The 17573-nt window shown below is 62.0% G+C and carries 18 protein-coding genes; 5 read left to right on the top strand and 13 right to left on the bottom strand.

Annotated elements, in window-relative coordinates:
- Positions 1-2: 2 nt before the first annotated feature.
- The 6 genes from NKH04_RS27860 to NKH04_RS27835 are packed head-to-tail and all read right to left on the bottom strand — an operon-like array spanning position 3 to position 7019.
- Positions 3-437, bottom strand: a complete 435-nt coding sequence (locus NKH04_RS27860) for a ribulose bisphosphate carboxylase small subunit (protein ID WP_352541881.1) — start codon at positions 435-437, stop codon at positions 3-5.
- An 18-nt stretch (positions 438-455) separates the two neighbouring features.
- Positions 456-1949: a ribulose-bisphosphate carboxylase large subunit gene (locus NKH04_RS27855; RefSeq protein WP_352617332.1), complete on the bottom strand. Its 1494-nt coding sequence runs from the start codon at positions 1947-1949 to the stop codon at positions 456-458.
- Between the two features lie 21 nt (positions 1950-1970).
- Positions 1971-3050: a class II fructose-bisphosphate aldolase gene (gene fba / locus NKH04_RS27850; RefSeq protein ID WP_353045296.1), complete on the bottom strand. Its 1080-nt coding sequence runs from the start codon at positions 3048-3050 to the stop codon at positions 1971-1973.
- 12 nt (positions 3051-3062) lie between these two features.
- Positions 3063-5084 carry a transketolase gene (gene tkt / locus NKH04_RS27845; protein ID WP_353023708.1) on the bottom strand — a complete coding sequence of 674 codons (2022 nt, stop codon included), beginning with the start codon at positions 5082-5084 and terminating at the stop codon, positions 3063-3065.
- Between the two features lie 10 nt (positions 5085-5094).
- Positions 5095-5967, bottom strand: a complete 873-nt coding sequence (locus NKH04_RS27840) for a phosphoribulokinase (RefSeq protein ID WP_023678839.1) — start codon at positions 5965-5967, stop codon at positions 5095-5097.
- A gap of 5 nt (positions 5968-5972) precedes the next feature.
- Entirely contained in the window at positions 5973-7019 is a 1047-nt protein-coding gene (locus NKH04_RS27835; RefSeq protein ID WP_353023710.1) for a class 1 fructose-bisphosphatase, read from the bottom strand.
- A 123-nt stretch (positions 7020-7142) separates the two neighbouring features.
- On the opposite strand from NKH04_RS27835, the gene NKH04_RS27830 reads away from it, so the two are divergent.
- Entirely contained in the window at positions 7143-8102 is a 960-nt protein-coding gene (locus NKH04_RS27830) for a LysR family transcriptional regulator (RefSeq protein WP_352819546.1), read from the top strand.
- Positions 8103-8312: 210 nt separating this feature from the next.
- Here the strand turns inward: NKH04_RS27830 and NKH04_RS27825 are convergent, their stop codons facing one another.
- The gene (locus NKH04_RS27825) at positions 8313-8771 is read right to left on the bottom strand and encodes a nuclear transport factor 2 family protein (protein WP_353045295.1); all 459 of its coding nucleotides are present in this window, start codon (positions 8769-8771) and stop codon (positions 8313-8315) included.
- A gap of 111 nt (positions 8772-8882) precedes the next feature.
- Positions 8883-9245 carry a hypothetical protein gene (locus NKH04_RS27820; protein ID WP_353045294.1) on the bottom strand — a complete coding sequence of 121 codons (363 nt, stop codon included), beginning with the start codon at positions 9243-9245 and terminating at the stop codon, positions 8883-8885.
- Positions 9246-9324: 79 nt separating this feature from the next.
- Here NKH04_RS27820 and NKH04_RS27815 point away from each other — a divergent pair, with 79 nt between their 5' ends.
- The 4 genes from NKH04_RS27815 (at position 9325) to NKH04_RS27800 (ending at position 12608) form a co-directional block, all read left to right on the top strand.
- Positions 9325-9903, top strand: a complete 579-nt coding sequence (locus NKH04_RS27815; RefSeq protein WP_352997107.1) for a TetR/AcrR family transcriptional regulator — start codon at positions 9325-9327, stop codon at positions 9901-9903.
- A gap of 47 nt (positions 9904-9950) precedes the next feature.
- The gene (gene fabF / locus NKH04_RS27810) at positions 9951-11255 is read left to right on the top strand and encodes a beta-ketoacyl-ACP synthase II (protein ID WP_353045293.1); all 1305 of its coding nucleotides are present in this window, start codon (positions 9951-9953) and stop codon (positions 11253-11255) included.
- 66 nt (positions 11256-11321) lie between these two features.
- Positions 11322-12137 carry an oxidoreductase gene (locus tag NKH04_RS27805; RefSeq protein WP_352851126.1) on the top strand — a complete coding sequence of 272 codons (816 nt, stop codon included), beginning with the start codon at positions 11322-11324 and terminating at the stop codon, positions 12135-12137.
- A gap of 270 nt (positions 12138-12407) precedes the next feature.
- A complete protein-coding gene (locus NKH04_RS27800) occupies positions 12408-12608 on the top strand; it encodes a hypothetical protein (protein ID WP_352617307.1) in 201 nt (66 codons plus the stop codon).
- Between the two features lie 27 nt (positions 12609-12635).
- On the opposite strand, the gene NKH04_RS27795 is transcribed toward NKH04_RS27800, so the two are convergent.
- From NKH04_RS27795 to NKH04_RS27775, 5 genes are all read right to left on the bottom strand, one after another.
- Positions 12636-13265, bottom strand: coding sequence for a hypothetical protein (locus NKH04_RS27795; protein ID WP_353023716.1), 630 nt, complete (start codon positions 13263-13265; stop codon positions 12636-12638).
- The gene (locus NKH04_RS27790; protein ID WP_352503305.1) at positions 13265-14125 is read right to left on the bottom strand and encodes a lanthanide ABC transporter permease protein PedC; all 861 of its coding nucleotides are present in this window, start codon (positions 14123-14125) and stop codon (positions 13265-13267) included. The genes NKH04_RS27795 and NKH04_RS27790 overlap by 1 nt, the downstream gene beginning before the upstream one ends.
- Before the next feature lie 11 nt (positions 14126-14136).
- On the bottom strand, positions 14137-14925 hold the full coding sequence (locus NKH04_RS27785; protein WP_352775117.1) for a lanthanide ABC transporter ATP-binding protein PedB/LutE: 789 nt from the start codon (positions 14923-14925) through the stop codon (positions 14137-14139).
- Between the two features lie 98 nt (positions 14926-15023).
- Positions 15024-15989 carry a YVTN family beta-propeller repeat protein gene (locus NKH04_RS27780; RefSeq protein ID WP_352474598.1) on the bottom strand — a complete coding sequence of 322 codons (966 nt, stop codon included), beginning with the start codon at positions 15987-15989 and terminating at the stop codon, positions 15024-15026.
- A gap of 21 nt (positions 15990-16010) precedes the next feature.
- Entirely contained in the window at positions 16011-17186 is a 1176-nt protein-coding gene (locus tag NKH04_RS27775; RefSeq protein ID WP_352771290.1) for a lanthanide ABC transporter ABC transporter substrate-binding protein PedA1, read from the bottom strand.
- Positions 17187-17573: the final 387 nt, after the last annotated feature.

Raw genomic sequence — 17573 nt, 5'->3', positions numbered from 1 at the left:
GCCTAGCTCCGTTCGCCTTCGGGCCTGTCGGTCGCATAAGGCACGATCGAATAGCCCTGACTGCGGCCGTCACGCTCTTGGCGCAGCAGCCGGAACCCGGGTTCATTGGGTGGCCGGTTGACGATGAATGACATGCGCGGTGCTTCCCAGCCCTTGGTCGAATCGAAGGCGGTGACCCGGACATACATGTTGGGCATAGCTCTCCGGCAATTGTTGACTTCAAGCAGGATGCCCGCCGGGTCCCTCAGGTCGAACATCGGGTTGCCGTACATTTCCCAATAGGTGTTTCGCGGATGTGGATCGTCCGTGTACTCGACGCTGACCGCCCAGTGGTTTTTCAGTGCGTATTTGATCTGCGCCGAAATCTGCTCATCGGTTAGCTCGGGCAGGAACGAAAACTGTCCCTGCGTGACCTTGTTTCCGGGATTGGTCATCATGGCGACGGTTCCTTTCGTCTAGAAGCTCGGCGTTGCGGTCGGCACGAAGTCGGCCGTGTCGGTCGATTCGTAGTTGAAGGTGACGTCCTTCCACGTCTCCAGGGCCGCCTTGAGCGGCGTGCACCATCTGGCCGCCTGTTCGAGGATTTTGGTTCCTTCGCGCAGATAGTCGCGGCCCTCGTTGCGGGCGAGGATCATCGCCTCCAACGCGACGCGATTGGCCGTCGCGCCGGCCTGGATGCCGTCCGGATGGCCGATCGTGCCGCCGCCGAACTGCAGGATGACGTCCTCGCCGAGATAATGGATCAACTGGTGCATCTGGCCGGCATGGATGCCGCCGGAGGCGACGGGCATCACCTTGTTGAGCGAGGCCCAGTCCTGATCGAAGAACAGCCCGGTTTCGAGGTTCTGCGGCGTGCGCTCCTCGCGCAGCGTGTCATAAAACCCCTTGATCATAAGCGGGTCGCCTTCCAGCTTGCCGACCACCGTGCCGGCATGGATGTGATCGACGCCGGCCATCCGCATCCATTTGCAGATGACGCGAAAATTCATGCCGTGGTTCTTCTGGCGCGAATAGGTCGAGTTGCCGGCCCGGTGGAGGTGCAGGATCATGTCGTTGCGGCGTGCCCACTTGGCCATCGACTGGATCGCCGTGTAGCCAATGACGAGGTCGATCATGACGATGCAGGAGCCAAGCTGTTTTGCAAATTCGGCGCGCTCGTACATGTCCTCCATCGTGCCGGCGGTGACGTTGAGATAATGGCCCTTGACTTCGCCGGTGGCGGCCGACGCCTTGTTCACAGCCTCCATGCAGTAGAGGAAGCGGTCGCGCCAATGCATAAAGGGCTGTGAGTTGATGTTCTCGTCGTCCTTGACGAAGTCGAGGCCACCCTTCAGCGCCTCGTAGACGACGCGGCCGTAGTTGCGGCCGGACAGGCCAAGCTTCGGCTTCGTCGTCGCGCCGAGCAGCGGCCGGCCGAACTTGTCGAGCCGCTCGCGTTCCACCACGATGCCGGTCGCCGGGCCCTGGAAGGTCTTGAGGTAAGCCACCGGGATGCGCATGTCCTCGAGCCGCAAGGCCTTGACGGCCTTGAAGCCGAACACGTTCCCGATGATCGATGCAGTCAGGTTGGCGATGGAGCCGGGCTCGAACAGGTCGAGGTCGTAGGCGATGTAGGCGAAGTACTGTTGCTCGATCCTGGTGCCTGGACCTGTGTTCGGCACCGGCTCGGATTTGAATGCCTTGGCGCGGTAGAGCTCGCAGGCGGTCAGCCTGTCGGTCCACACCACGGTCCATGTCGCGGTAGAGGATTCGCCGGCGATGGCGGCGGCCGCCTCCTCGTGGTCGACGCCGGGCTGCGGCGTGATCCGAAACATGGCGATCAGGTCGGTCTCCTTGGGCCGGTAGTCCGGCTCCCAGTAGCCCATCTTCTTGTAGGGGATGACGCCCGACCTGTAGCGTTCCTTGCCTTCCTTGAGCGTGCCTGCTGAGGGCGTGTCGATCTTGTTCATGGCAGGTCTCCTGTTTGCCGCTCAGGCGGCTTTCGCGGTTGCGATTTGGGGGTCGAGCTTTCCTGCGGCGTAACGTTTCGCCATCTCATCCATGGCGATCACCCTGATCTTCGACGCGTGGCCTGCGGTGCCGAAGCGTTCGAAGCGATCGCGGCAAAGGTCGCGCAGGGCGTCCATGGCGGGTTTCAGGAATTTACGCGGATCGAATTCGCGCGGGTCCTCCGTCGCAACGCGGCGGAACTGCCCGGCCATGGCCATTCGGCAATCGGTGTCGATGTTGACCTTGCGCACGCCGTAGCGGATGCCGCGCTCGATTTCCTCGACCGGGACGCCAAAGGTCTGGGGCATCTCGCCGCCATAGTTGTTGATGATATCCTGCAGTTCCTGCGGCACGGAGGAAGACCCGTGCATGACCAGATGCGTGTTGGGTAGCTTTTCGTGAATCGCCTCGATCACCTGCATGGCCAGGATGCCGCCGTCGGGCTTGCGGCTGAATTTATAGGCGCCGTGGGAGGTACCGCAGGCGATCGCCAGTGCGTCGACCCGGGTGGCGGTGACGAAGTCGACCGCCTGATCGGGATCGGTCAAAAGCTGGTCATGGGAAAGCGCACCTTCGGCGCCGTGCCCGTCCTCGGCCTCGCCCTGGCCGGTCTCCAGCGAGCCGAGCACGCCGAGCTCGCCTTCGACCGAAGCGCCGACCCAATGCGCCATGCGTGCGACACGTTCGGTGATGGCGACGTTGTAATCGTAGCTCGCCGGTGCCTTGGCATCCGCCATCAGCGATCCGTCCATCATCACCGAGGTGAAGCCGTGGCGGATCGCCGACAGGCAGGTGGCTTCGTTGTTGCCGTGATCCTGATGGATGCAGAGCGGAATGGCCGGATGGATTTCGGTCAACGCCTCCATCATTTTGGCCAGCATGATGTCATTGGCATAGGAACGGGCGCCGCGTGAGGCCTGGATGATAACCGGCGCATCGCAGGCCCTGGCGGCCTCCATGATGGCGAGGCCCTGTTCCATGTTGTTGATGTTGAATGCCGGCACCCCGTAGCCGTGCTCGGCGGCATGGTCGAGAAGCTGGCGAAGGGTGATGCGGGCCATTGTCGGTTTCTCCTAGATGATGAGCTTCAGCGCCGCTGCCGCGACGGCTTCGGGCGTGATGTCGAAATGCCGGTAGAGATCCGGGGCAGGGGCGCTGGCGCCGAAACCGGCCATGCCGACGAAAGTGCCGGTGTCGCCGATCCAGCGGTCCCAGCCGAGCCGTGCTGCGGCTTCGATGGCAATGCGGGGCGCCGAGCCGAGGACGGCCTTGCGGGTGCCGGCGTCCTGCTCCTCGAAAAGCTCCCAGCACGGCATCGAGACAACCGCGGCGGCGACGCCGTGCTCGGTCTCCAGCCGTTCGGCGGCGGCAACCGCGATCTCGACCTCCGAGCCGGTGGCGATCAGCGTCACCGCGCGCTGCCCGACTGGCTCGCGCAGGATGTAGGCGCCCCGGCTCGACCGGTTCTCGTCGCTGTGTGTCTCGTCGCAAGGTGCTTGGCGCAGCATCGGCAGGTTCTGGCGCGAGAGCACCAGCACGCTCGGCCGCTTCTCGCTTCTCAGCGCCAGTTCCCAGCACTCCGCCGTTTCGATGATGTCGGCCGGGCGGAAGACGTTGAGGTTTGGCGTCGCCCGCAGCATCGCCAGGTGCTCGACCGGCTGGTGGGTCGGGCCGTCCTCGCCGAGACCGATGGAATCATGCGTCATCACATAGATGACGCGCTGGCCCATGAGCGCCGAGAGCCGCATCGCGCCGCGCGCATAGTCGGCGAAGCACAGGAACGTGCCGCCATAAGGCACGAAGCCGCCATGCAGTGCGATGCCGTTCATGGCTGCGGCCATGCCGTGCTCGCGGATTCCATAGTGGATGTAGCGGCCTGCGTAGTCGCCCGGCGCGATGCGGCTCATACCCTTGGTGATCGTCAGGTTCGAATGCGTCAGATCAGCGGACCCGCCGACCGTCAGTTCGGTTGCGCCATTGATCGCAGCGAGTGCCATTTCCGAGGCTTTTCGCGTTGCAACCTTGGTCGCCTTCCCGACATGCTCCTTGCGGAAAGCGCCAAGTGCTTCGAAGACCGCGTCGGGCAGGGCGCCGGCGAGCGCGCTCTCGAAGGCCTGCCGCCGTGGCGAGGCGGCAAGCCGCTGCTCCCAGGCGCGGCGTGCCGCTTGACCGCGGCCGGCAACCTCGCGCCAGGCGAAAAGGATATCGTCCGGCACCTCGAACGGCGCGAAGGCCCAGCCGATGTTTTCGCGCGTCGCGGCGATCTCCGCATCGCCCAGCGGCGCGCCATGCGTCTTTTCCGAACCACCCAGATTTGGCGCGCCCTTGCCGATCACCGTGCGGCAGGCGATCAGAGACGGCTGGTCCGATTGCTGAGCCGCTTCGATTGCCGCCGCAACGGTTTCGGTGTCGTGGCCGTTCACCGACTGGACATGCCATCCAGCGGCTTTGAACCGCGCCGGCTGGTCCATCGATGTCGACAGGGAAGTGGGCCCGTCGATCGAGATCGCATTGTCGTCCCAAAAGACGATCAGCCGGGAGAGCTTCAGGTGACCGGCAAGATCGATCGCCTCGTGGCTGATGCCTTCCTGCAGGCAGCCGTCGCCGGCGATTGCGTAGGTGAAATGGTCGACGAGATCGGCGCCGTGGCGGACCGCCAGCATGCGCTCCGCCAGCGCCATGCCGACAGCGGTCGAAATGCCTTGTCCAAGCGGGCCGGTCGTCGTCTCGATGCCAAGCGCATGGCCATATTCCGGATGTCCGGCGGTGCGGCTGCCCAGCTGGCGAAACCGCTGCAATTCTTCGATCGGCATGTCTTCGTAGCCGAGCAGGTAATGCAGCGCATACTGCAGCATCGAGCCGTGCCCGGCCGACAGCACGAAGCGGTCACGATCGGGCCAGTTGGGGGCCGACGGATCGATGTTGATGAAGCGGCTGAACAGCACCGTCGCGACATCGGCCATGCCCATCGGCATGCCCGGATGACCGGAATTGGCCTTTTGGACGCTGTCCATCGCCAGTGCGCGAATGGCGTTGGCCATGTCGCGCTCCGAGACGGCGGCGACGGGCTTCAGTGCTGCTGCCTGGCTGTTCATGGCGTCCTCCTCACGACACACGGTTCTTGCGTTCGATCAATTGCAGGATGAGCGGCGTCAGGATCAGCTGCATGGCAAGGTCGAGCTTGTTGCCGGGCACCACTATGGAATTCGGCCGCGACATGAACGAGTCGTGGATCATCGAAAGCAGGTAGGGGAAATCGATGCCGCGGGGATTGGCGAAGCGGATAACCAGCATCGATTCGTCGGGCGTCGGAATCCAGCGCGCGATGAATGGATTGGACGTGTCGACGATCGGCACGCGCTGGAAGTTGATGGCGGTCTGCGAAAACTGCGGGACGATGTAGCGGACATAGTCCGGCATACGGCGCAGGATCACGTCCATCACCGCCTCGGTGGAATAGCCGCGCGTTGCGCGGTCGCGATGGATCTTCTGGATCCATTCGAGATTTATGACCGGCACCACGCCGATCTTGAGATCCGCGTGCCTGGCCAGGTTGATCTTGTCGGTGACGACGCAGCCATGCAGGCCCTCGTAGAAGAGCAGGTCGCTCGGCGGAAATTCGCGCCATTCGGTGAAATGTCCCGGCGGCGTGCCGTACTGCTTCTCCTCATCCTCATCATGGATGTATGTGCGGGTCTTTCCGGTTCCCCGGCGGCCATATTCCTCGAATACCTCTTCGAGGATTGCCAGTTCATTGGCCTCGGCGTGGAAGTGGGTGAAGTTCGGATTGCCCGCCTTTTCCTCCTCGGCCACCTTCGCCTTCATCGTGGCGCGGTCGTAGCGATGGAAAGCATCGCCTTCGATGAAGGCGGCCCCGATGTTCTCGCGCCGGAAGATCAATTCGAAGATGCGCTTGACAGAGGTGGTGCCTGCGCCCGACGACCCGGTGATGGTAATGATGGGGTGCTTTGCCGACATGGTCTTCAGGCCCTGAAAAGGCCGCGGCGGCTGAACAGCGGCGCGCGCTCGCCGATGGCACTCGGCTCGGTGTGGTAGCGGGTGATGCGCGCGACTTCCCGCGCCGATCCGAAAACCATGGGCACGCGCTGGTGCAGGCTCTCGGGTTCGATTTCGAGGATGCGGGTCATCGTATCGGTGGCGGCACCGCCCGCCTGTTCGACGAGATAGGCGATCGGGTTTGCCTCATAGACGAGGCGAAGTCGCCCCTGCCTGTAGCCCTTGCGCTTGTCGCCTGGATACAGGAATACGCCGCCTCGCATCAATATGCGGTAGCAGTCCGCAACCACAGAGGCGATCCAGCGCATGTTGAAGTCCTTCTCGCGTGGGCCTTCGGTGCCTTCAAGGCAGTCATCGATGTAGAGCCGCACCGCCTCGTCCCAGTGCCGGTAGTTGGCGGCGTTGATGGCGAACTCCTGGGTTCGCTGTGGGATGATCCGGCTCTCGTAGGCCTGGACGAAGGTGCCGAGCCTGGTCGAGAGAACGAAGACATGGGTGCCGCTGCCGAGCGACAGAACCAGCGCCAGCTGCGGCCCGTAGATGAAGAAACCGGCGCCCAGCTGGTTCACCCCTGCCTGCAAAAACGAGGCGGCCGGATTCCCATCCGGCGCGCCAGTTGCAGGGAGAAGCGAGAAGACCGTTCCGATCGACACGTTGGTGTCGATGTTGGAAGAGCCATCGAGCGGGTCGATGGCGATGGCAAGAGGCTCTTGCCTGTCGAGCAGCACCGGCTGCTCCAGTTCCTCGGAAGCGTAGAGCGCGACCGGAGCGTGGCGCATGGCGTCGAGGAAGATATCATCGGCGAAGACATCGAGATCCTTCTGGATGTCGCCGTCAGCATTGGCGCCGCGGGTTCCCGCAAAGGCGGTGCCGAGCACCCCTTGATTGATGGTGTTGCGGATCGTGGTGGCCGCCTGCGTCAGCTGACGGATGGTCGCCACGACGGCGGAGCGCAGTTCGTCCGGCTCGCCAAGATAGGAGTTCAGAAAAGCGTCGAGCGTTGCCGCTGGCATCGTAACCTCCCCATCCAGCCGCCTCTCCTCGGGTCGGCCGGATTGGGAAAGGAGAACAAACGACGCTGGATAAGTAAAATTCAATAACTTTACTCAGGCAGTAAAAAAATTTTAGTATGCCATATGAGAAACCTCACGCTCAAGCAGTTCAAGACCGTTCTGGCAATCATCAGCCACGGAAAAATCGTCAGCGCGGCCAAGGTGTTAGGGCTGTCTCCTCCAGCGGTGACGATCCAGTTGCGGCAAGTGGAGGAGGAGTTCCAACTGGCCTTGTTCGACCGGACGTCGGACGGCATGCGTCCCACTGCCGCAGGTCTGGCCTTCGTCGAGACGGCACAGGCCATCGAGGAGCGGCTTCGTCTGCTCGAAGACAAGATGGATGCGATCAAGGGCGTGCGCGCCGGCAGCTTGCGGCTCGGCGTCGTTTCCACGGCCAAATATTTCGCGCCGCGGCTGATGGCCGCCTTCATGAAGGAACATCCCGATATCGACATGCGCCTTGCCATCGGCAACCGCGCCGAGACGATCGACAATCTGAAGAACCACGACATCGATATCGCGCTGATGGGACGCCCGGCCAAGGAAGTCCCGGTGCGTGCCTCGGTCTTCGGCGATCACCCGCTGGTCATCATTGCACCGCCCGATCACCCGCTGGCGTCGGCACGCGACATTTCCAAGGAGCGGATCGCCGAGGAGCATTTCCTCATTCGCGAGCCCGGCTCCGGAACGCGCATCTCACTGGAAATATTCCTGAGCGACGTGCCCGGCCGCATCGACGATCTCGGCGTCGAGATGGACTCGAACGAGACCATCAAGCAGGCGGTGATGGCCGGGCTCGGCATCGCCTTCATCTCTGCCCACACCATCGCTGCCGAAACCGAAGCCGGCCGGCTGGTTATCCTCGACGTTGTCGGCATGCCGATCCGCCGGCAATGGTTTTCGGTGATGCGCAGCGATCACGCGATCTCGCCGGCGATGGCGACCTTCCACGATTTTCTGATGCGCAAGGGCGCGATGTACCTGCCACTGTTCGGCAAGCTCTATCCGCACGAGGAGCCGAACACCAAACGTCGCGCAACTTAGGGCGCGCGGTCCAGGCAAACGTTTCAGACAAACGATGGTGCATATCAGCGGCTGATCGGCTGTGATCTCCAGACCGACGTCCACGAGCCGAGGATAGGGAGGCATCGCTGGTGGCACGCATTTGCGGAGCGAGGCGACCGCCCTCCAGCGCTGGGGCCACGGGGTAGCGGCCCCGCGTTCACGGAACGGTGGGCTTTGATTGAGCGTCTGCTAGCGTACAATTGGTTCGGCGACAGCTTCTTCGAGGCCAGCTGCCGCTTGGGCGGCAAGACCGCGGGCCGCTGCTTGTGAATCGTAAAATTCCTCAAGTGCATAGACTCTGCCCCACCGCAGGGTGAACACGTGGAGACCACGGTTGACGTACGACGCGTCGCCATTGAGCAGCGTTGCGGTGCCGTCCCACTGGGCAAACACGGTGGTATGCCACGGCCAGCCCTTCACCCAGATGTGGTTGACCGTGAGATGGAGATTGGGCAGGACGCGGCCGAGGCGCTCAAACCAGCGGCGCATGGCTTCTTTGTCGTGGCGCTCACCACCAAGCGCGTGAACGCCCGAAACGCGGTGATGGACATGCAGCGCGAGTGCCTTCACCGCCTCATCCCAGCGATGGTTGTTGACGTGGTCGAAGCTCTCTCGGATCGATTTCTCGACAAAATAACTGTATAGCATTTGACCTCTCCCCAAACTTATTCGATGGCGTGATCGAGGCACCGTGTGGCGAGCCGAGCGGATGCGAGAGCCCATGGCCAGCAGCACGCCGGCTGCAGTCCGAACTCTGGCTCAGCGTATTGTCGCGTCGGCTCGCAGACGCATGTCAGTCTCGGTCGACACCGTCACCTCATCCCCGGACCTTGAGAACGCGTAGAGCGAGCCTCGGTGGCCCGGCATGGAAAAGGCCACGGAGTCATCGTCGGCGAGACCCATGACGACGCGCAGCGGATCACCCCCGGTCTTCGGCGCGAAGGTGGCGGTGACCTCCAGGAGGCCGTCGTCGACCGGGACGTAGTAGACAACCATGTCAAGGTGTCCCTTGTGCAGGCTGCCGCCCTCGATCGGGCGTCCGATGGTGGCTTCCTCGGCAAAAGCCGGGGTCGCAAGAAACAGCGCGGCCAGGAGCGATGCGCTCAGGGTTTTGCGGATCATTTCGCATCTCCTTTTTAGATTGCGTTCGAACTCTATATAGGCTATAGATTACGAACGCAATCTAAAAAAGAGGTCAACAATGCGCGTAAGTCGTACCCAGGCAGCGGAAAACCGAGAAACCGTCATCAACGTGGCAAGCCGCCTTTTTCGGGAGCGCGGCTTTGACGGTATCGGCCTTAAGGATCTGATGAAGGGTGCCGGACTGACCCAAGGCGCGTTTTACAAGCAGTTCGCATCCAAGGACGACCTGGCGGCGCAGGCGTCCAGGCGGGCGATGGAGAGCGCCATCCGTCGATGGTCGGCCGCGACTGCGGCAAACCCTGATGATCCGTTTGGCGCGGTGATCGCGTTCTACCTCAGTATGGACCATCGCGGAGAAAAGATGGACGGCTGCCCGATCGTGGCGCTCGGCTCGGATGCCGCCAGACAGGGCAAGGACGTGAAAGCGCCGTTCGAAGCCGGGATCAAGGAGCATCTCGAGATCCTCGGCCGTTTCATTGCTGAGACCGGTGGCGGGGAGTTCGATGGCAGGGCCATGGCCATTCTCTCGACAATGGTCGGTGCGGTGCTCCTTTCGCGCGTCGTCAACGACCCCGACCTCGCGCAGGCATTTCTGGATGCGGCGACAGAACAGGTTCGCGAAGCAGCCGGCGCTTGAACGGCGTGTGCAGCGCTGGCGGCGCACCCAAATTGATAGGAAAATAGATGCGACGGATTGTTGTCACAGGCATGGGAGCGGTCACGCCCCTTGCTGCCGATGTCGAAGCGTCCTGGTCGCGTCTCCTGGCCGGCCGCTCAGGCATCCGGAGGCTTGCGGATGATGTGGTATGCGACCTGCCGGCGAAGGTCGGCGGGGTGGTGCCCTCCACAGAAGAAGATCCGGACGCTGGTTTCGATCCGGAAGCCATCCTTCCGCCGAAGGATCAGCGCAAGGTAGACCGGTTCATTCTCTTTGCGCTGGCCGCGGCACGAGAAGCGCTCGCCCAAGCAAGATGGGCCCCCGTCTCGGAAGCGGATCGCTTGCGCACGGCCACGATCATCGCCTCGGGCGTCGGCGGGTTCCCGGCCATAACCGAGGCGGTGCGCACGGTCGACCGCCGCGGCGTCCGCCGTCTATCACCTTTTACGGTGCCGTCCTTCCTGGTGAACCTCGCGGCAGGCCACGTCTCGATCCGCTATGGCTTCAAAGGTCCGCTCGGTGCACCCGTGACGGCGTGCGCGGCCGGCATTCAGGCGATCGGCGATGCGGCTCGCCTAATCCGCGCCGACGAGGCCGATATTGCCGTGTGCGGCGGGACTGAAGCATGCATGAATCTTGTCAGCCTCGGTGGGTTTGCCGCGGCACGCTCTCTTTCGACGTCCTTTAATCACCGTCCTGATAAGGCCTCCCGACCGTTCGACAAGTCGCGGGACGGCTTCGTCATGGGCGAAGGAGCCGGCATGCTGGTCATCGAGGAATTGAGCCACGCGCTGGCGCGCGGCGCAAGACCGCTGGCCGAGCTTGTCGGCTACGGCACGACGGCGGATGCTCATCACGTCACCTCCGGTCCCGAGGACGGCGACGGTGCGCGCCGGGCCATGGAGATCGCAATCGCCCAAGCAGGGATTTCGCCCCGCGAGGTTCGTCATCTCAATGCCCATGCGACCTCCACGCCGGTGGGCGACCTGGGTGAGATCGAAGCGATCAAGAGCGTGTTCGGGCGCGATTTCGCGATAGCTGTCAGTGCAACGAAATCGGCGACCGGACACCTGCTCGGAGCCGCCGGCGGGCTCGGAGCAATCTTCGCAATCCTGGCGCTCAGGGATCAGATGGCACCGCCGACCCTCAATCTGAGCGCTCCCGATCCGGCCGGCGACGGGATCGACTTCGTCGCAAACCGGGCCCGGCCGATGGCGATGGGCTATGCAATCGCCAATGGCTTCGGCTTCGGAGGCGTTAATGCCAGCGCGCTGTTCCGGCGCTGGACGGATGATCTGGCCGGCGCGAGTACCGGAGGCGCTCATGATTGACGCCTTTCGCTCCGACCTGTCGTGCTTCTCCCACGCCAATCCAAAACGAAGAAAAAAGTGACCTCCATGAACAAAACCAATCTAGGCGTCGCCCTGGTGACCGGGGCATCCAGCGGTATCGGGCACACAACGGCCAAAGCCTTGCAGAACGCGGGCTTTCGCGTGTTCGGAACCAGCCGTCGCGCGGTCGTCGACCGATCCGATGGCATTACCATGCTGGCCTGTGACGTGACCGATGACACGTCGGTGGCGAAACTTGTCCAGGACGTGCTGGCCGAGACCGGGCGCATCGACCTGCTTGTCAATAATGCCGGCATTGGCCTGCTTGGTGGCGCGGAGGAGTCCTCGATGGCCCAGGCCAAGTCGTTGTTTGACGTGAACGTCTTTGGCGTTATGCGAGTAACCAAAGCGGTGTTGCCGACAATGCGCCGCCAAGGCAAGGGCAGAATCGTCAATTTGAGCTCGGTGCAGGGGTTCATTCCAGCTCCCTATTTCGCGCTTTATTCGTCGACCAAGCATGCCGTTGAGGGCTACTCCGAATCGCTCGACCACGAACTGCGTCCTTTCGGAATTCGCGTCGTGTTGGTCGAGCCCGCCTATACCCGCACCTCCTTTGAAGAAAATCTCGCCAGGCCGGATCAGTTGCTCGATATCTATGACTCTGCGCGCGCCGGCATGAATGCAGCTGTGCGGAAAGCGATGGAAAAAGGCGATGCGCCGGAAGTGGTGGCCAGGACCGTTTTGGCGGCTGCGACCGATCCCGCTCCGAAGGGGCGCTATGCTGCTGGAAAAATGGCGCGCCAGGTCAGTTTCCTGCGCCGTTTCGTCCCCGCATCCGCATTCGACAAAAGCCTGCGAAAGCAACTCGGGCTCCCGGTTTGATGACATCGACGAACACCCGTCAAGATCGGAATCATCGACGCTGGAAACATCGGCACCACATTGGCGCGGCGCAACCTGACGCGATTGCTCTGCAGAACGCCCTGCGGTCGTTGGCGTTAGATTAGCGCTATGTTATATTGCGGCGCAAAAGAGCGGGGGTCACGTTCCTTTCACACACGTAAGTGATCTGTATGTGCGACCCCTGCAGACTGGTCGGAATCACGGAAACCTCCCGGGCATGGGGTTCGGGATCGATGGGGACAAGGGGCAATGCTTTACACGCTCGTTATGATGGTCTGCCTGACGGCTGTGCCGCAGACCTGTGAACAACGCGAACAGATGGTGGACGGCCTGGCGATGAATCCCGGGACCGCCTTCATGCAGGCGCAATCGCTGGTCGCCCAGTGGATCGAGACGCATCCCGGTTATGTCGTTCAGCGCTGGCGCGTGCTGCCCGGCCGTGGATCATGATATCCGCCGCGAAGATCGAATGAGGTTCTATTTCTTCGCGGCGAGCGTTTCCGAGACGGCCTTGGACAATTGATAAAGCCGCTGCTCGATTATTGTCGGCACTTCACAGACGTAGGTCAGTGATTGGACGCGTTCATCGAAAATTCGCGTTGCGAATTTCAGCTGTTCGGTTCGCCGATCGATCTCTTCGGGATCTGCATCCGGCTTTGCCCGCAATGCATCGACCTCGGACGCTTCCTTGCGCAACGCGGCGGCCATTTCGAGCTGCTTGTGGGCGTAGCGGGAAATGCCGGAGATCACCTGCGAGCGCTCGGCGTCCAGGTGGTCAAACATGCCTTGCACCATCATCGCCATTTTGGGTGCACGGTGCTCGGCCGGCAAGGAGGCGGCGAAATCCCTGATCTTCTTTTGAGCTTCCGCAATCGGCATCCGGCGAGCTGCCACTTCCTCGATCAGGGCGGAGATGGTGGGGTCCTTCGACCAGTCCTTCGCGGCTGAAGGAAGGTCCGGTCCGCTCCAGATCTGGCCGAGCGAGAGCTGCGGCACCTTGCGCTGCATGCACGGCCAGTCCGGTTCAGTGTTTGCCGCCATGGCGTTGACGCCCGGCGCGAGCATGGCGACCAGAGCCAGACCGCGAACATGGATCATTCGCGCCATCAGGCATTTCCTCCCGTGTCCTGTTTGCGGGTCATCAGGCCGCGCGAAGGGTCGTAGGCGATGATGGCGGCGGCAAGGAACAGCAGCGTGCAGCCAGCAACGACGCCCAGCGACAGCCAGTCAACCTGGCCGTAGAAGGCGAAGCGGATCAGTTCGACGGCGTAAGTAAATGGATTGGCGAGGCAGATTTTGTAGAGCAGGGGGCTAGCCTCCTGGATACGCCACAAGGGATAGAGTGCCGGAGAAGCGAAATAGCCGGGAAAGATGACGAAGTTCATGATGCCAGCGAAGTTTTCGAGCTGCTTGATCATTGAGGACAGAAGCATGCCGAGCGCACACAGCATCATGCCTGACAGGAACAGCGCCGGCAGCACCGTGAGATAGCCAAGCGGCGGCGCTTTGACGCCCCAGAACCAGGCAACGATCAGGAACGCGTAAACCTGCGCGATCGACACGGCGACACCGGCGAGCATCTTCGAGATCAGTAAAAACCAACGCGGGAAGGGGCTGACCAGCAGGGTGCGCATGTTGCCCATTTCGCGATCATAGACCATCGACAGCGAAGACTGCATGCCCGAAAACAGCAGAATCATGCCGCACAGGCCCGGCGTGATGTAGACCTCGTAGAGCACGTAGGTCTTGTAGGGCGGGATGATCGATACGCCGAGCACCTGCCGGAATCCGGCGGCAAAAATGAACAGCCAGACGAGCGGCCGAACCAGCGAGGATATGAAGCGCTCGCGCTGATGCAGGAAGCGCAGGCACTCCCGCACGACGATCCCTTTGAGGCAAACGAGGTAGTGGCGGAGCCCAAACTGTTCGAACTTCACCGGCGTGAGGGCGGCGACTTTTGCGGGCATTGCGGGAGCGCTCATGGCGACATCTCCGCGATGCCGCTTGTTTCGATGCGGTTGAGCCTGGAAAAGGCGTCGCGGATCGAACTGGCACCGCTCGTCGCAACGACATCGGCCACCTTACCCTTGGCAACCAGGTCGCCCTGCCGCAGCACGACGACATGGTCGCCGTCTTCGACCTCATCGATCAGATGCGTCGCCCACAGCACACCGATGCCCTCGGTTTCGACGAGTTTGCGGATGGTGGCCAGAATGCCCGCACGCGACTGGATGTCGAGACCGACCGTCGCCTCGTCGAGCAGCAGCAGGGAAGGGCGGTGGAGCAGCGCCCGCGCGATCTCGATGCGCCGCATTTGGCCGCCGGAAAGACTGCGTGCCTTGTCATGCTGACGGCCCTGCATGTTGACTGTATCGAGCAGCGCGGCAATGCGCTGCCGGGCTTGGTGTCCGCCAATGCCATGCAGCGAGGCGTGGTAGGAGAGGTTCTGGTGGACGCTGAGGTCGAGGTCGAGCGTGCGTGCCTGGAATACGATGCCGACACGCCTGAGCGCTTCGCCCGAAGCGCGGCTGACATCATGGCCGAAGATGCGGATCGATCCGCGGCGGGTGCCGTAAAGATGGCTGATCAGTGAGAACAAAGTTGTCTTGCCCGCCCCATTGAGGCCGAGCAGAACGGTGAAAGTTCCCGGCGCGATCGAGAATGAGACGTCCTGGAGCGCTCGCTTCGGACCATAGGAATGGCTGACGCCGGCAACATCGAGCGCTGCCACCTCCTCTCCAGCTCCGCTTGTCCTCACATGCTGCATGCCGCTGGCTCCTTCGGGGCGCGCTGGTCATCTAGTGCACTTGCAACATCCCCGCGGCAAATATTCATCACGTCGGCCTCCCTGATCATTGCTGCGGTCTAGTGGGGCGATATGGCCACGCCCCAAGGCTGCTGGCCCACCGTAACCGATTGAACCGGCTCGTCCGTCGCCGTGTCGATGAAGGTGATGTCGTTGGAATTGCCGTTGGTGGTGATCAGCGTCTTCTGATCGGGGGTGAAGTCGAGATGCCAGACGCGCTGGCCGACCAGGATGTATTTTTCCACCTCGTAGGTTTCGGTGTTGATGACGGCGACGTGGTTCGCTGGGCCGAGCGCGACATAGGCTTTCTTGCCGTCCGCGCTGATTGCGATGCCGACCGGCTGGATGGTTTCGGGCCGCAGTCCCGCAATCGCGAACTGGATCTTCTTCACCACCTCGCGTTTGAGACTGTCGATGACGCTGACGGTGCCGCCGATTTCGGCACTGACCCAGATCTGTGATCCGTCGGGCTTGAATTGCGCAAAGCGCGGACGCGTGTCGACCAGGACGTTGTCGGTCACCTCATGGCTGCCGGTGTCGATGAAATGCGCCATGCTGGTGGTTTCGGAGGTGTTGACCATGGTTTTGCCATCGGGACTGACGGCCATGCCTTCAGGCTCCACCCCGACGGGAATCTCGGTCATGACCTGCTTGCTCTCCACGTTGATCGCGGTGACGAGATTGTCGTCCTCGTTGGCGACGTAGAGCGTCTTGCCGTCGGGCGAAAGCACGAACAGTTCGGGATCGGGGCCTGATGGCAGCGTGCCAACGATCTGCAGCGTCGCGGTATCGATGATTTCGATCGTATCGTCATCGCTGGCGCACAAATAGATGAACTTGCCGTCATGCGAGATGGTGATACCGCGCGGCCTCTGGCCGACTTCGACGGTCTTCACCACTTGCATGGTCGCCGTGTCGACGACCGTTATCGTATTGTCTTTCTCGTTGGAGACATACACGGTGTAAGCCCACGCCGGATTGGCCATGAAGCCGAGAATGGCGAGTGCGCAAGCTCGTCTCTGCACGAAAATTCCTCCCGATTGGTTCTACTTAAGGACGCATTTCGTTTCCGGCTGATCGACGCCGAGCGTATCGAGCTCGGAGATCTGGTGGAGATAACCCTCCTGTGGCGATGTCGAGACCACGGATTTGGTGTCGCCGAGCAGGATTGGCTGGCGAAGCTGATGGTTCCACTTGCGGAAGGTCAGCTTCTGTCCCTTGAAGGCGGCGACCGAGAAATCGTCCGAGCGGATGTAGTCGCTGATCTTCTTCGGATCGTCGCCATTGGTCCGTGTGCTGGCTTCGCCCACCGCCCGCACCGCCGTCCAGGCCGACATATCCTTGGACAGCATTCGCCGGCCGGTCGTCCTCAGGAAACGGCTTTGCATTTGAATGCCACCCCATTGCTCGCTCGCGGGATGCCAGGACGATGCGACAAGACCGGCCGTGCCAGCGACCAGCCGCGGTGTCCAGGTGCGGTAGGGCACATAGGTTCCGAACACCTCGCTCTCATCGGCGACAAGCACCACGTCATGCTCCGGCAGATCCTGCGTGAACACGGAAATCTGCTGCTGTATCTGCGTGGCGCCGGTGTCGGTGCGGCGCGCCGTGCCAGTGTCTTTGAACTCCTTCTCGGCGACGATCTGACCGCCGAAGCGAGCCGCCGCGCGGCGCAACGCGGCCGCATAGAGATGATCCCGCTCATGCGAACCATAGAGCAGCACCCAATTCGGCCATTTCTTTACCACGAGATACTGCGCCAGCGCGTCAGCCAGCATGCTTCGTGTCGGCGCCACATGGAAAATGTTTATGCGGCAGTCTTCCTCGCGCAGGCTGTCGTCTGTGGCACCCACATTAAAGACCAGAACGCCCTTGTCGCGGGCGATGTCGGCGATCGACAGCAATTGCCTGGCCGAGAGGTCAGCGACAACATAGCGGTCACCTTTGGCAATCAGATCGTTGAACGCCTGAACCGCGTCGGCGTCCGGCTTGACCTCGGCTATGTCGAGGCTGAATTTCTGGCTGAGGAACTTTCCTGTCGTGTTGTTGTCGCCGATCGCCACATTGGCGCCGGCGACACCTTCGTCGCGTGGCGGCAGGTCCAGCAGCGAAAGCGCCAGTTGCGGCGCGTAGGCCCGCAAATAACCTATTCTGATTTCGGCTATGTTTTTTTCCGGCCTGTCGGCTGCGACCGGTTGCTTGCCCGTCACTTCCTGGGCCATCACGCCTGTAACGTTGGCGGTCTGGAAAAAAAAGCACAAAAAGGCCGCGAGAGTGCCTGGCACCGCGCTCGTCATCGATAAAACTGCCCATTCTTGCACTAAAGTCCGATTGTTCCCGGACCAGCGCGAATTCAAGGTGCCCACAATGAGCTTAGCGGACGCCACAAGATTTATCAAAGCCCTGCAAGTGGACTTACGTGTCTGCTTTAGTCCTATTCCTTTTCGCGGGGATACGGCGATGAATGAGCGTATTGCGGTCTCATCCGCAGCAATGGCGGAATGAGAAACTCTATGGGTCGTCATGGGAGGATTGCCTGATGAAAACGCGCGCCGCTGTCGCCGTTGCCGCCGGAAAGCCGCTGCAGATCATGGAGGTCGACCTCGAAG

Origin of the sequence: Mesorhizobium sp. M1365, from assembly GCF_040317865.1 — a bacterium.
Lineage (GTDB): Bacteria > Pseudomonadota > Alphaproteobacteria > Rhizobiales > Rhizobiaceae > Mesorhizobium.
Note: the sequence above shows the minus strand (reverse complement) of the source record. Positions and strands in the feature narration are given on the sequence as shown.